The 14,645-nt window shown below is 54.9% G+C and carries 14 protein-coding genes; 9 read left to right on the forward strand and 5 right to left on the reverse strand.

Features of this window, described 5'->3' with window-relative positions:
- Positions 1-8: 8 nt before the first annotated feature.
- Positions 9-1,334: a DUF2066 domain-containing protein gene (locus tag CPH80_RS07660; protein ID WP_096276628.1), complete on the reverse strand. Its 1,326-nt coding sequence runs from the start codon at positions 1,332-1,334 to the stop codon at positions 9-11.
- A gap of 212 nt (positions 1,335-1,546) precedes the next feature.
- Between CPH80_RS07660 and purM the strand changes: the two genes are divergently transcribed.
- From purM to CPH80_RS07675, 3 genes are all read left to right on the forward strand, one after another.
- Positions 1,547-2,611, forward strand: a complete 1,065-nt coding sequence (purM, locus tag CPH80_RS07665; protein WP_096276630.1) for a phosphoribosylformylglycinamidine cyclo-ligase — start codon at positions 1,547-1,549, stop codon at positions 2,609-2,611.
- Positions 2,608-3,270, forward strand: coding sequence for a phosphoribosylglycinamide formyltransferase (gene purN, locus CPH80_RS07670; protein WP_096276632.1), 663 nt, complete (start codon positions 2,608-2,610; stop codon positions 3,268-3,270). The genes purM and purN overlap by 4 nt, the downstream gene beginning before the upstream one ends.
- Before the next feature lie 84 nt (positions 3,271-3,354).
- Positions 3,355-4,107, forward strand: coding sequence for a DUF3108 domain-containing protein (locus CPH80_RS07675; protein WP_096276634.1), 753 nt, complete (start codon positions 3,355-3,357; stop codon positions 4,105-4,107).
- On the opposite strand, the gene CPH80_RS07680 is transcribed toward CPH80_RS07675, so the two are convergent.
- The 4 genes from CPH80_RS07680 to apbC all read right to left on the reverse strand — a co-directional run bounded on the left by CPH80_RS07680 (position 4,104) and on the right by apbC (position 7,860).
- Positions 4,104-5,381 (reverse strand): valine--pyruvate transaminase, encoded by a 1,278-nt coding sequence (locus CPH80_RS07680; RefSeq protein ID WP_096276636.1) that lies wholly within the window; start codon positions 5,379-5,381, stop codon positions 4,104-4,106. The genes CPH80_RS07675 and CPH80_RS07680 overlap by 4 nt on opposite strands.
- 78 nt (positions 5,382-5,459) lie before the next feature.
- Positions 5,460-6,059, reverse strand: coding sequence for a YjaG family protein (locus tag CPH80_RS07685; RefSeq protein ID WP_096276638.1), 600 nt, complete (start codon positions 6,057-6,059; stop codon positions 5,460-5,462).
- The gene (dcd, locus tag CPH80_RS07690) at positions 6,056-6,622 is read right to left on the reverse strand and encodes a dCTP deaminase (protein ID WP_096276640.1); all 567 of its coding nucleotides are present in this window, start codon (positions 6,620-6,622) and stop codon (positions 6,056-6,058) included. The genes CPH80_RS07685 and dcd overlap by 4 nt, the downstream gene beginning before the upstream one ends.
- A 137-nt stretch (positions 6,623-6,759) precedes the next feature.
- Complete coding sequence (gene apbC / locus CPH80_RS07695) at positions 6,760-7,860, reverse strand: iron-sulfur cluster carrier protein ApbC (protein ID WP_096276642.1); 1,101 nt, start codon at positions 7,858-7,860, stop codon at positions 6,760-6,762.
- A gap of 139 nt (positions 7,861-7,999) precedes the next feature.
- On the opposite strand from apbC, the gene metG reads away from it, so the two are divergent.
- Genes metG through rsxG form a run of 6 tightly spaced genes read left to right on the forward strand, consistent with a single transcriptional unit; the run spans position 8,000 to position 14,645 of the window.
- Positions 8,000-10,042 (forward strand): methionine--tRNA ligase, encoded by a 2,043-nt coding sequence (gene metG, locus CPH80_RS07700; RefSeq protein WP_096276644.1) that lies wholly within the window; start codon positions 8,000-8,002, stop codon positions 10,040-10,042.
- Positions 10,043-10,089: 47 nt separating this feature from the next.
- Complete coding sequence (gene rsxA / locus CPH80_RS07705; protein WP_096276646.1) at positions 10,090-10,671, forward strand: electron transport complex subunit RsxA; 582 nt, start codon at positions 10,090-10,092, stop codon at positions 10,669-10,671.
- A gap of 15 nt (positions 10,672-10,686) precedes the next feature.
- Positions 10,687-11,265: an electron transport complex subunit RsxB gene (rsxB, locus tag CPH80_RS07710; RefSeq protein WP_096276648.1), complete on the forward strand. Its 579-nt coding sequence runs from the start codon at positions 10,687-10,689 to the stop codon at positions 11,263-11,265.
- On the forward strand, positions 11,265-12,866 hold the full coding sequence (rsxC, locus tag CPH80_RS07715) for an electron transport complex subunit RsxC (RefSeq protein WP_227520405.1): 1,602 nt from the start codon (positions 11,265-11,267) through the stop codon (positions 12,864-12,866). Before rsxB ends, rsxC begins: the two co-directional genes overlap by 1 nt.
- A gap of 21 nt (positions 12,867-12,887) precedes the next feature.
- Positions 12,888-13,940: an electron transport complex subunit RsxD gene (gene rsxD / locus CPH80_RS07720; protein WP_096276650.1), complete on the forward strand. Its 1,053-nt coding sequence runs from the start codon at positions 12,888-12,890 to the stop codon at positions 13,938-13,940.
- A 3-nt stretch (positions 13,941-13,943) separates the two neighbouring features.
- On the forward strand, positions 13,944-14,645 hold the full coding sequence (gene rsxG, locus CPH80_RS07725; RefSeq protein WP_096276652.1) for an electron transport complex subunit RsxG: 702 nt from the start codon (positions 13,944-13,946) through the stop codon (positions 14,643-14,645).

Below are 14,645 nucleotides of genomic sequence, written 5' to 3' on the forward strand. Positions count from 1 at the left end.
GTGGCAGCTTACTGCCCGCCATCATTCTCGATAACCGGCACCGGGTGCCAGCGGTAATAAAGAACCTGATAAAGCGATTCAAATGCCTGCTCCGCTTCTTCTTCGTCCATCGGAGATGGCTGGTAGGTAAACGTAGCCTGCCCAGAAGAACCGGCGCCTGCCTGGCCCTTCGGAGTGGCTTCTGGCTCACCCTCTGCGGCCTGCGCTTGGGCTGGCACTGCAGAGGAGGCAGCTGGTGCTTGCGTACGGGGCGGCTGCGCTTCCTGCGGCTCCCCTTTAACAGGCACAAAACGGGAATCCAGAGCAATATATTGCTTGAGCTGACTCAGTTCGCCGGAAAACGCTACCCTAAGCGTTAACTGCTCGCCCTTAACCCGGGATGCACCAACCTTTACCACGGGCGTCAGGCCCTCAAGAACCTGACTGGCTTTGCCGTAGTCAGAAACAGACGTGACACCGCGCAATACAATATCAACCTGAGGCAAGTCGCCAACCTCACCCGCCGCAACTGCGTAACGGCCGGCATACAACTCCGCCCAGCGGTTAACCAGTGTCTCTGCCAGCGCTTCTCGCGTATCGGCACTGACCGACTCTTCGCTGCTATTGAGCTTTGCACCCTCAAATACCCAGCCTGCATGCCACTGCCCCCCTGATCGACTCACCCGAACCAGAGCAAGAACGTCGTGCTCCACACCTTCAGACGCTTTACGCACACGCCCTGTGAACTGCCCCCAAATATCTGACAGCATTTCCCTATTACCATTGAACTCAGTTGATGGCAGCGTGACCGGCAGTCCCCGCTCCCGGGCAGCACGGGCAAATGCTGAGGACCACGCGCCGTTTCCACTGTCATCAGCCTGGCCCGCACCGTTACCTGTAACTAATGTGCGGACGCCGCGATCCTCTACTGCCACCCAAGCCAGGGTCAACGGGCGGTTAGCCCCCCAAACTGGTGCCTCAACCGATGCGAGAGCCCGGTTCACGCCTACAGCGCCAAACGCCATACTCAGCCGACTTTGGCCGTTATCATTACGAAGTACCTGATAAGACAGCAATAACGATTCTGCGTTTGCAAGCAGGGCCGGCACACCATCAAACGCAAGCACCTCGCGGGTACCTGAAATCCGCACGAAAACCCGAGCCAAGCCATCTGCGTAGCCCTGAGCGAGAGCATCCTGCCCAGAGCCAGACACAGGAACATCAACATTATAAAGCCCGGATACCGTGACGGCAGCCGCCGGAGCGGGCGCCATGGCAAGCATGAGCGCAAAAAAAGCGGCGAGCCAAAGGGCCGGCAGCGGCTTTAAAACCGGGGTCTGGTCTGATACTGGCATGGAATACCCTGCTGTTCGCATGAATGGAGCATAGGATACACCATGCCCCGAAGCCTGAGTAGCCGACCCGAGTTTCCGAAATGCAATCTTGACTGACTAAAGACCCCCGGGCACACAAATCAGACGGCACTCGAGGCAATTGCACTTGGAGCCCTACACCGCACCTGCTAAAATCCGCCGCCTGACCCACTGGCCAAACGGTTAAGAATACCATGAGCGAACAGAAACCTTCCCTGACCTACCGCGATGCCGGCGTTGATATTGACGCCGGCAATGAACTTGTTAGCCGTATCAAGGAAACCGCCGCACGCACCCGGCGCCCCGAGGTTTTGGGAGGACTTGGCGGGTTTGGTGCCATGGTCGCGATCCCCGCCGGATACAAAGAGCCAATTATGGTGTCAGGCACCGATGGCGTAGGCACTAAGTTGCGACTGGCAATGCAGCTTGGTAAGCACGACACTATTGGCATTGATCTGGTCGCCATGTGTGTTAACGACCTTATTGTCGGCGGCGCAGAGCCTCTCTTTTTTCTCGACTATTACGCCACTGGCAAGCTCAACGTAGATATAGCCGCAAAAGTGGTCGAAGGCATTGGCGAAGGCTGCGAGCAGGCCGGTTGTGCGCTGGTGGGTGGCGAAACGGCAGAAATGCCGGGCATGTATGAAGGCGACGATTATGACCTTGCCGGTTTTTGCGTGGGCGTGGCGGAACGCAGCGAAATTATTGACGGCAGCAACGTACGAGCAGGCGATGTGCTATTGGCACTGGAATCCTCAGGCCCGCACTCGAACGGCTACTCGCTGATTCGAAAAATTCTTGAAGTCAGCAAAGCCGACCTACACCAGCCCATCGGTAACACTACGTTGGCAAGCGCCCTGATGGCGCCTACCCGGATTTACGTTAAAAATCTGCTGCAATTGATCCGTCAGGTGAATATAAGCGCCCTCTCCCACATTACCGGCGGCGGCTTGCCAGAAAACATCCCTAGGGTTCTGCCGAAGGGCATGATTGCTGCCATCGACACGACAAGCTGGGAACTGCCTCCCGTATTCCAATGGCTTCAGAACGCCGGTGGCGTGGCTAGCGAAGAGATGTATCGCACATTTAACTGTGGCATCGGCATGGTTGTATGCGTTCCGGAAAGCCAAAAAGAGTTAGCACTGGATGCGCTAAAGGCTCTGGGTGAGAAAGCTTGGCAGGTGGGCCTGATAGAGCGTGCTGAAGATACCGAGAAAGATGCAGTGGTGCGCTATGCGCCAGGGCTTCTGTCAGTATGAAGGCCGATCAACCAACCCTACCGAAAATTCTGGTACTGGCCTCCGGCAGCGGAACCAACTTTCAGGCGTTAATGGACGCCAGCCGGGAACGGGGTTTTCCTGGCCAGATTATTGCTTTGGGCTGCAACCAGCCCAAAGCCTTCGCACTGGAGCGGGCTGCCCAGGCTAATGTTGAAACCTTTGTTGTTAATCATAAGGAATTTGGTTCGCGAGAAGAATTCGACGCCGCGCTAACGGCTCACATTCTTCGCCACAACCCCGATCTCATTGTGCTTGCTGGCTTCATGCGAATCCTGACCCCCGATTTTGCGCGGGCGTTTCGCGGTAAACTGATAAACATTCACCCTTCACTGCTGCCAAAATACACCGGTCTGAACACTCATCAGAGAGCTCTCGATGCCGGCGACCGCACTCATGGTGTCTCCATTCACTTCATCACCGAAGAACTCGATGGTGGCCCGGTGATCGCTCAAGCAGAAGTGGCGGTGGCACCGGAAGACTCTAGCGAAACCCTCGCAGACAAAGTGCAACAGAAAGAACACCTGCTGTATCCGATTGTCGTGCGCTGGTTCTGCGAAGGCCGGATTCAGCTGGGCCGAGATCAGGTGCTTTTCGACGGTCATGTTATGGAAAGCCCGATGCGCCTCCCAGACAATTGAGGCGCACCTTAACAGACTGTCACCAACTGATACCCGCTGACCCGCTAAGCTTTCAACAACCATGAAGGATTCGAGGTCAACGAAATGTTTCCAGCTCAACTGAGTGCGCTCATCCTAAAGAGAAGCCGAACCATCGCAGCCAGCCTACTGTGCATGCCGGCGCTGCTACTTGGCAGCAGTGCACATGCAGAGCCAGTTCCAGATCTATTCCCCTTTGAAGTCAGCTATGGTGCCTCTATGGAAAAGGGGATATCCCTTGATGGCAGCGCCAAGCGCATTCTTACCTCCCAGGGCAACAATGTGTGGCTGTACCGCACTGAGGTGAAATCCTTTATTGCCGATCTCGACGAGTCTCTCGTCCTTAAATGGGAAAACGGCCAGGTCGTTCCGCTCAGGTACCGGTATCGGCTGTCGGGCTTGCTTATCAAGGACAGGAAGCAATCCATCGATTTTGACTGGAAGGCGGGCGTAGCTACAGGAGAATACAAAGGGGAATCATTCAAGGTGGAGCTTGAAAAAGGCGTTCTCGACCCCCTCGGCTTTCAAGTGCAGCTGCACCAAGACATCTTGAACGGTAAGCGAGAAATGGAGTACCAGGTTCTGGATCGCGGCAGTATTGATAGCGAGCGCTTTGCCGTTGTGAGTGACGACACCAGCATTTCCGATGGTGGCCAATCCTCCCAGCTCAAAGCCGAGAAGGTTCGCGAAGATTCCAAGCGACAAACGTTGATGTGGTTTGATCCGGACAACAAGTATGTATTGGTGCGCCTACTTCAGGTTGAGCCTGACGGCAGCAAGTACGAACTGAAGCTTAAGAATGTGGATCTGGGAGGTTAAACCTCCCGGTCCGCCTCGGCCCATACGGCCTTAACTTCATCTGCAATAATACGCAGCCCTTGTGCCACACGTGCGTCGTCCTGTGAATAGGTTACGCGCAGGCACTCGTGGCGATGCCGCCAGTCGTCGTCCGGCAGCCCCGGGAAGAAGTAATGGCCTGACACCACCAGAACGCCGCGGGCCTTTAACCGTTGGTAAAGTTCCAGGCTGGTAATAGGCAAATCCGGAAACCACAACCACAGGAACATGGCGCCCTCTGGCTTATGCACGTACCAGCGGCAGCTATCCTCGCCCATGGCGTCACGGAACGCCGCCACTGCACGCTGCATTTTTCGCTTATAAAACGGGCAGACCACATCCCGGCTCAGTGACAGAATCTCTCCGGAACGAACCAGCGGCTCGGCGAGCATGGCACCAAAGCTCCCCGTCGCCAGGTTCATGATGGCATTGACTCCCGACAGCGCTTTTATCACCGGCTCGGCAGCAATCACGATCCCCGTACGGGCGGCGGGCAAGCCTAGCTTAGACAAGCTCAGGCACAAGATAATTTGTTCGTTCCAGGTGGGCGTTGCATCCACAAACAGCAGGCTTGGGAAAGGCGTGCCGTAGGCTCCGTCTACGATCAACGGCACGTCGTGCTGGCGCGCCATATCCTCGAGCCGGGCCATCTCTTCGTCGGTCACCACGTTGCCGGTGGGGTTGGTTGGCCGGGATACGCAGATGGCACCGGTTTCTCTGGTCACCTCTACCGCATCAAAATCCACACGGTATTTGAATTCGTGGGCATCGGTGAAAGAAATATCCGGCTGAACGGCGTGAAACAGGCCCGGCTCGATGCCGGCGTCTGCATAGCCGATGTACTCTGGGGCCAACGGCAGCAATATGTGCTTACGCTGGCCGTCGCCGTAATCGCCACCAAACATATTGAACAACATGAAGAACGCGGCTTGGCTGCCATTAGTGAGCGCGATGTTGCTGGGTTTCAGATCCCAGCCGTATTCACGGCTGAGCAAATCCGCCAGCGACGCAATAAACTGTTTTTCGCCCTGAGGCGGATCGTAAACACCTACCAGCCGGCGAACGTCGCTTTCGCTCCGGCTTATGTCACCGAGAATTTCTTGCACCCGCGCCTGAATCTCGGGAATGTGCCCTGGGTTTCCACCCCCCATCATGATCATGTCGTCGCCAGACGCCATGGCGTTACCCAGGTCATCCATCAACGAGGTTATGCCGGCATCCGCGGTGAACTTGCGACCAAACGTGGAGAGTTTCATGGGGTTACATCCATCCAATCAGTACTGAACATTTAACGGGTATTGCTAAAACGCCTGGTGGGTTGCGCCAGAGAAACATTAGTCCGCCAGCGAGATACCAAGGTTGCTTACGCCCTCATTTACGGCGTCTTCCCGAATCTCGGTGATAAACTGCTCTATTGGCGTACGTTGGCGCTTAAGAGCTAGCACTAGGTTGCGCTGAAAGGCTTTGTCTTCTTTCATCAGGGGATGAGAATCCAATAAGCGAACCAGCTCATCTTCTTCTAACCCCTCACCTTCAGACAGCTCAATAAAGCTCATTACCGTACCGGTTGCCAGTTTCGAGGCATCTGTGGCCCTGTGCTTTGAGGGGTTCAAGCGGTTAAGCAGTGCCTGCTCCAAAAGCTGGCAGACGTCGAATGCGGGGTATACGCCGTAGGCGTCATAGGCTTCAACGTCTGGAGACAGTGCTTCCAGTTTTGCCAGCAGTGGCGGGATGGCCGCTTCTGGCACATCCTCCTGGAGCATGCCCCAGGCAAGATCCAGCATCTGGTGCATTTTGCCGCCGGTTTTAAGGTCTAGCGCTTCGGCAAACAGGGCGTAGTTGGGGAATGAGCGCTCGGCGAGAGCCAGCACGAAGGCGCATTCGCGCCATCCCTGCAACTGTGAAACCGCTTTAAGAAACTGGTTGGCGTTCATGTTCTTGGGAGGGTCACGCCGGTTTGGCCGAAGTATTTGCCGCCTCGATCTTTGTAGCTGGTTTCGCAGATTTCGTCAGATTCAAAGAAGAGCATTTGGGCGATGCCTTCGTTGGCGTAAATTTTGGCTGGGAGGTTGGTGGTGTTGGAAAACTCCAAGGTAACCTGCCCTTCCCACTCGGGTTCCAGCGGGGTGACGTTTACGATGATGCCACAGCGTGCGTAGGTAGATTTGCCCAAGCAAATGGTGAGTACGCTGCGGGGTATACGGAGGTACTCCACGGTGCGCGCTAGAGCAAAGGAGTTCGGCGGGATAACGCATACGTCGCCGGTGAAGTCTACGAAGCTCTTTTCGTCGAAGTTTTTAGGGTCGACGGTGGCTGAGTGTACGTTGGTGAAGATTTTGAATTCGTTGCTGCAACGTACATCGTAGCCGTAGCTGGAGGTGCCGTAGGAGATGACCTTGCCTTTATCCGTTTCACGAACCTGACCGCTTTCGAACGGTTCGATCATGCCGTGCTGTTCGGCCATACGGCGAATCCACTTATCGGATTTGATGCTCATGGGTGAAGTCTCGTAGCCACTGGGGAAAATTGGGGCACAGTTTACCTGTTCGCCCGGGTTCTGTCGAAGCTCTTAATTGCCTGCAATTAGTGAAATTCGCCGGTGGCGTTCAGTGGCTGCGAGAACCCTATGAATACTTAATCCGACTTTACGGACATGCTTGAGATGGAGCTGCTAAGGTTGTGCTCCCGTGTTGAAAGCTCTGCTCCAACCCGGCGAGCGATGTCTCGGTAGCGGCGGGCTACCTCGGAATCTGGCTCTGCCACTACGGTTGGGTTGCCGCTGTCGGTCTGTTCGCGGATGGTCATGTGCAAAGGTAGTTGGCCCAGCAAGGTTGTTTCATGTTCGTCGGCAATGCGTTCACCGCCGCCTTCGCCGAACAAGTGTTCCTCGTGGCCGCAGTTGCTGCAGATGTGCACACTCATGTTTTCAACAATGCCGAGAACGGGAATGTCGACTTTGCGGAACATTTCTATGCCGCGCTTACCGTCGAGCAAGGCGATGTCCTGGGGGGTGGTGACGATAACCGCACCGGTGACCGGGACTTTCTGGGCCAAGGTTAACTGTATGTCGCCGGTACCCGGTGGCATGTCGACGATGAGGTAGTCGAGTTCGTTCCACAGGGTTTGTTGCAGAAGCTGCATGACCGCGCCGCTAACCATAGGGCCGCGCCATATCATGGGAGTTTTGTCGGTGGTTACGAAGGCCATGGATATGGTTTGCAGGCCGTGGGCTTCCATGGGCAGGAAGTATTTTTCTTCCCGTGTGTCTGGACGTTTGCCATCGGGGACGCCGAGCATCATGCCGATGCTGGGCCCGTAGATGTCAGCATCTAGGACGCCTACACGGGCGCCTTCCGCTTGCAGTGCCAAGGCTAGGTTGACCGCAGTAGTGGATTTGCCAACGCCGCCTTTGCCGGAGGCGATGGCAATGATGTTTTTGACGCCGGGAACCGACGGCAAGTCTTTCTGGACTTTGTAAGAATGAATTTTTTGGGCCACGTGCACATCGACGGTTTTAACGCCAGCCACGGTTTCCAACGCATTGCTGACCAGTTGTTTCAGTCCGCCGGCGATGCCTTTTGAGGGGTATGGCAGTTCGACCATTAGTGTTACTTTGCCTGCTTCGTCAGTCACCAAAGATTTTACGGCACCTAGGTCGTACAGATCCTTTTCCAGGTATGGGTCTCGGTATTCACGAACCGCTGCCTGCAGGGCCTGCTCTGAAATCTGTGTCATCTCGTTCTCCGGACTTAGCTCATACTGACTTTTCAGCATGAAAACAGGTGTTTCGGGTGAAAAATGTCTGCTCAAAAGGTATCATCTGAGGCCGTTTCTGACCATACAACCCTTATCTGACGAAAGGTTCGGACACACCATGACGCAAGCGAGTTCAAAGCAACAGCGCGATATTCTGGTTACCAGCGCCCTGCCCTACGCCAATGGCCCCATTCACCTGGGTCATCTGCTGGAATACATTCAGACGGATATCTGGGCGCGTTATCAGAATATGCGAGGCCAAAATTGCTACTACGTTTGCGCTGATGATGCCCATGGCACCGCCATTATGCTCCGCGCTGAGCGTGAGGGCATTACCTCAGAGCAGTTGATCGACCGAATCCGTGAAGAACACCAGCAGGATTTCAGCGGATTCAATATCCACTTCGACAACTACTACACCACCCATTCGGAAGAGAATCGCTATTTCTCTGAGTACATCTACCGTCAGTTGCAGAATAACGACCACATTGCGACCCGTACGATCACTCAGTCCTTCGATCCTGAGAAAAACATGTTTCTCGCGGACCGGTTTATCAAAGGCACGTGCCCGAAATGTAAAACCGACGATCAGTACGGCGATAACTGTGAGGCCTGCGGCGCAACTTACACGCCATCTGAGCTGATCAACCCGCGCTCTGCGGTATCCGGTGCGACGCCGATCGAGAAGGAGTCAGAGCACTACTTCTTCAAGCTGCCTGAGTTTACAGACTTCCTAACCAAGTGGACTCGCAGTGGTACGCTGCAACCACAGGTGGCCAACAAGTTGGCCGAATGGCTCGACGCTGGTCTGCAAGAATGGGATATCAGCCGCGATGCGCCCTACTTTGGTTTTGAAATTCCGGATGCGCCTGGCAAGTTTTTTTATGTTTGGCTGGATGCACCCATTGGTTACCTTGCGAGTTTCAAAAACCTGTGTAACCGGGAAAACATCGATTTCGAACATTTCTGGAAAAAAGATTCCACCGCCGAGGTTTATCATTTCATCGGCAAGGACATCATCAATTTCCACGCTCTGTTCTGGCCTGCGATGCTTTACGACGCTGGCTTCCGCACGCCAACAGCGGTTTGGGCGCATGGGTTTTTGACGGTGAATGGCAAGAAGATGTCCAAGTCCCGGGGCACGTTCATTATGGCCCGCACGTACTTGGACCACCTGAACCCGGAATACCTGCGTTATTACTTTGCCGCCAAGCTGACAGGCGGCGTGGACGACATGGATCTCAACCTCGAGGACTTTGCCGCCAGGGTGAACTCAGATCTAGTAGGCAAGGTGGTCAATATTGCGAGCCGCAGTGCCGGTTTCATTACCAAGCGTTTCGATGGAAAGCTGGGTGAAGTGACCGAACACGACAAGCTGAAAGAGTTCATCGAAACCGGTAAAGAACTTGAAGAACTTTATGAAGCTCGGGAATTTGGCCGTGCCATGCGCCGCATCATGGAGTTGGCAGACATCGCCAACCAGTATGTGAACGATGAACAGCCCTGGGTGATTGCCAAGCAAGAAGGCCAAAATGAAAATCTACAGGCCATCTGTACCAACGCACTCAACATGTTCCAGTTACTGATGACGTACCTTGCACCAGTACTACCGGAAACCGCCAAGGCGGCCGAAACCTTCCTGAATGCGAAGCTTGATTGGAACAACCGCAGTGAGCGCCTAGAAAACCACAGCATCAACAAGTTCAAGCCGTTGATGAGCCGGGTGGACATGGTACAAGTAGAAAAAATGCTGGACGCCTCAAAAGAGGAGATGCCCGCAGCGATTGGCAAACCGGCCGAGCCCGCCCAACCTGAAAAGAGCGAAGCCATTGCCGATGAAATAGACTTTGATGACTTCGCGAAAGTGGATCTGAGGGTCGTAAAAATCGTCAAAGCCGAGCATGTTGAAGGGGCTGACAAGCTTCTTCGACTTACCCTTGATTTGGGAAATGGTGAACGCAACGTGTTTGCTGGTATCAAGTCTGCTTACAATCCCGAGGATCTTGAGGGGCGCCTTACCGTAATGGTGGCCAACCTCAAACCCCGGAAGATGAAATTCGGCATGTCTGAAGGCATGGTTCTTGCGGCAGGCCCAGGTGGCAAGGATATTTTCCTTCTATCGCCAGATTCAGGTTCAACACCCGGCATGCGGGTGATGTAAACAAAAATCGAAGCCGAGCGCTCCGATGACGCAATGATGACGCACTAATGACAGAGTATTTACTGATATTGGTCAGCACCATTCTGGTGAACAACTTCGTGTTGGTTCAGTTCCTTGGTTTGTGCCCCTTTATGGGGGTTTCAGGCAAGCTGGAAACGGCCATGGGCATGTCGCTGGCCACCACTTTCGTGCTGACGCTGTCATCGGTGTGCAGTTATCTAGCCTACACCTACCTGCTGGCACCTCTGGATCTGGCGTTTCTGAAAACCATCACGTTCATCTTAGTGATTGCGGTGGTGGTTCAGTTCACAGAGATGGTGGTTCGTAAAACCAGCCCCCTGCTCTACCGAGTACTGGGCATCTTCCTACCCCTGATTACCACCAACTGCGCCGTACTCGGCGTAGCACTTCTTAACCTGAACAAAAACAACAACTTCGTTGAATCAGTACTCTACGGCTTTGGTGCCGCTGCCGGCTTTTCTCTGGTTCTGGTGCTGTTTGCCGCAATGCGCGAACGTATTGCCGTGGCCGACGTCCCCGCTTCCTTCCAAGGTGCGGCTATCGGTATGGTCACCGCAGGATTAATGTCACTGGCGTTTCTGGGCTTTACCGGCCTGGTCAGCGTTTAACGGAGGCGACCTTTTATGTGGACAGGCATTATTATCGCCGTTCTGGCCTTGCTCGGCCTCGCCTTAGTGTTTGGCGCTTTGCTGGGCTTTGCCTCCGAGCACTTCCGGGTTGAGGGCAACCCACTGGTAGAGAAAATTGACGCGCTACTACCACAAACCCAGTGCGGCCAGTGCGGGTTTCCTGGTTGCCGCCCCTATGCCGAGTCCATCGCCGAGGGTGGCCCCATCAACAAGTGTCCACCAGGCGGCGAATCCACCATTAAATCATTGGCAGACTTGCTTGACGTGGAGCCTCAACCACTGGATGCCGAGCACGGCGTGGAACAGGCCCGACGCGTTGCTGTTATACGTGAAGATGAATGCATAGGTTGCACCAAATGCATTCAGGCCTGCCCAGTGGACGCCATTTTGGGTGCTGCGAAACACATGCATACTGTCATCGAAAGTGAATGCACGGGCTGTGATCTGTGCGTTAATCCTTGCCCCGTTGACTGTATCGATATGATCACCATTGAACCTGATATCCGGGACTGGATTTGGACTCAGCCTGCGTCCGAAATTATTGCCACAGATCGCCAGAAGGCCAGCTCCTAATGACGAAGATTTGGGATTTTAGTGGCGGCATTCACCCCGCGGAGCACAAGCAGATTTCTACCAACCGCCCCATTCAAGCTGCTGGCATTCCCGGGCAGCTGGTGTTGCCACTGCAGCAACATATTGGCGAACCTGCAAAGCCTATCGTTGAGATTGGCGATCGCGTGCTGAAAGGCCAAAAAATAGCCGACATTAGCCACGGAATGGGCGTTCCGGTGCATGCTCCGACATCCGGCGTCATTGAAAGTATCGGCGACTACCCTGTGCCTCACCCTTCCGGCATGGCCGACACGTGCATAATTTTGAAACCTGACGGTAAGGATGAGTGGTGCGAGCGTTATCCAGTCAGCGACTACCGTAAACTCGACCGAGACAAGGTTTTGGAGATCATCCATTCCGCAGGCATTTCCGGTATGGGTGGCGCTGGCTTCCCGACACACATCAAGCTGAAGCCATCGCGGGATCGTAAAGTTGACACACTGATTCTCAACGGCGCTGAGTGCGAGCCCTACATTACCGCCGACGACATGACCATGCGTGAGCGAGCCGACGACGTTGTTGCCGGCCTCAAGGTCATAGCTTGGATTCTGCGCCCTGAGCGCTGTGTGATTGGCATTGAAGACAACAAGCCCGAGGCCGCCACGGCCCTGCGTGACGCTATCCAGGGCACCAAAATTGAAATCGCCATCACGCCAACCAAATACCCTTCCGGGGGTGAAAAGCAGCTGATCCGCATTCTTACCGGCATGGAGGTGCCCAGTGGGGGTATCCCGGCAGATATAGGCGTTATGTGCCAGAACGTTGGAACCGCCATGGTCGTTGCCCAGGCGGTCTTTGAGGGCACACCGCTGATCAGTCGCACGGTAACGGTTACCGGTGAGGCGGTAGATAAACCTGGCAATTTTGATGTTCTGCTGGGTACCCCCGTGGAATACCTTCTGGAACAGGCAGGACTGCAGCGGGATCGTGCCAGCCGCCTGGTTCTCGGCGGCCCCATGATGGGCTACACCCTGACCACCACAGCGGTACCGGTGATCAAGACCAGTAACTGTATTATCGCGGCAACCGCAAGTGAACTGCCAGAACCGCCTCCGGAGCAGGCCTGCATCCGTTGTGGCCAATGCGCTGAGGTCTGCCCTATGGAGCTGCTGCCACAACAGCTGTTCTGGCACGCCAAAGCAACGGAGTTTGAAAAAGCAGAGCACATGAACCTGTTTGATTGCATCGAATGCGGGGCTTGCTCATACGTGTGCCCGAGCTCTATTCCGCTGGTGCAGTACTACCGCTATGCCAAAGGTGAAATTCGCGTACAGCGCGCAGAACAGCACAAGTCAGACCGGGCCAGAGAACGGTTCGAAGCACGCCAGGAACGGCTCGATCGCGAGCAACAGGAAAAGGAACTGCGCCGCAAAGAGCGTGCTAACGCTGCAGCGGAAGCCCAAGCCAAAAAGAAAGCCGAAGCTGAAAAGACCCCGGCTGACGGTGAGGCTGTAGACGAGCGAACGGCACGATCTGCATTGGTTGAACAGGCGCTGGCGCGCAAAAAGGCTAGCACAGATGCAGCATTGGCGACTAAAACCAAACCCAAGTCCGTCGAATAACCCAAATCAGGCTCAATTTCCATGGCGTTTGTTCAACAGTCCTCACCCCATGCTCATAATGCACGCCCGACATCAAAGGTGATGCTTTGGGTGATACTTGCTGCATTGCCTGGTCTGCTCGCGCAGATCCTATTTTTTGGCTGGGGCAACCTGATTAACGTTGTCTGGTGTATCACCATTGCGCTGGCCTGCGAAGCGGCCATCCTGAAGCTTCGCAGCAAACCGATCGCGTTTTTTCTCAAGGACAATACCGCCGCCGTAACCGGGTTACTGCTTGGGCTTTCGTTGCCGCAGTTTGCCCCCTGGTGGGTATCAGTGGTGGCGGTCATGTCCGCGATCGTAATCGCCAAACAGCTCTATGGCGGGCTGGGCTCAAACCCGTTCAACCCGGCTATGGTGGGCTACGCGCTGGTGTTGATTTCGTTCCCGGTTGCCATGACCACCAACTGGGCGGAACCCGCACTACTTTGGAACAACGCCCCTAGTTTTGGGGACACTTTGGCGGCAATTGCCTCGGGGAAGCAAACAGCGGTCGATGGGTGGACGATGGCCACGCCGCTGGATGAATATAAACACAAGATTGCCAACCACACTGCGGCGGAAGTTCTGGCACACCCCACATTCGGTGAAGGCTTTGCCAAAGGTTGGGAGTGGGTTAATGCAGCATTCCTCGTGGGCGGGCTTGTTCTGATTGGCCTGCGAATTATCACTTGGCATATACCCGCCGCTTTTCTGGGAGCGCTGATCGTCATGAGCCTGGCGTTCGGCAGCAACGCAGATCAGTATGCTCCCCTGTCACTACACCTCTTGGCCGGAAGCACTATGCTCGGCGCGTTTTTTATCGCAACCGATCCCGTGTCGGCCGCTACCAGCCATAAGGGAAAATTAATCTACGGCGCAGGTATTGGCGTGCTCATCTATCTGATCCGAAGCTGGGGAAACTACCCAGATGCCGTGGCGTTCAGCGTTCTACTCATGAACTTTGCCGTGCCCTTTATCGATCATTACACGCCGCCAAGAACCTACGGCCATCACAAACCTAGTCGTGGCCTACCCGGCCGAGGCAGGAGCTGAATCATGGCGACTATGACTCAATCCATTCGTCGCAGTGCCATAGGGCTTGGTATGTTTGCGGTTATTACCGGCGGCACAATTGCGATTACCCAGGCACTAACCGAGGACCGAATCACCGAGCAAGCTGCCAGAGCAGAAGCCAAGGCGCTGTTTGAAATCATTCCTGAAAGCGCCCACAACAATGATCTGCTCAAGGACACCGTGGTTTTGCCCGCAAGCAACCGGCTTGCCATAGACGGGCCAGTGACCGCCTGGATAGCACGCCAAGACGGGCAGCCTGTCGGCATGATCATGCCCGCTGTTGCACCAGATGGCTATTCAGGCACTATAAAGCTGCTTGTGGGTATTGATCTTAAAGGTACCGTTCTGGGTGTAAGAGTTATCAGTCACAGGGAAACCCCAGGGCTGGGCGACCGAATCGAAACCAGGAAGTCCGACTGGGTCAAAGATTTTGAGGGGCGCTCACTCGGTAATCCAGCGCCACGGGAATGGAATGTTAAAAAGAACGGCGGCGCTTTTGACCAGTTTACCGGTGCTACTATCACCCCCAGAGCGGTGGTGAAAGCAGTACAAAAAACGCTGATCTATTTCCGGAAAAACAAGCAAATTATTCGGGCACAACTGAATAAAACCCCGTCAGAGCTTGGCCCTGCGATCACACCCGGGGATCTGATAGAGCAATCCCTGAACGTGGAGCAACCCTGA

It is taken from the genome of Marinobacter sp. LV10R510-11A, assembly GCF_900215155.1.
Taxonomy (GTDB): domain Bacteria; phylum Pseudomonadota; class Gammaproteobacteria; order Pseudomonadales; family Oleiphilaceae; genus Marinobacter.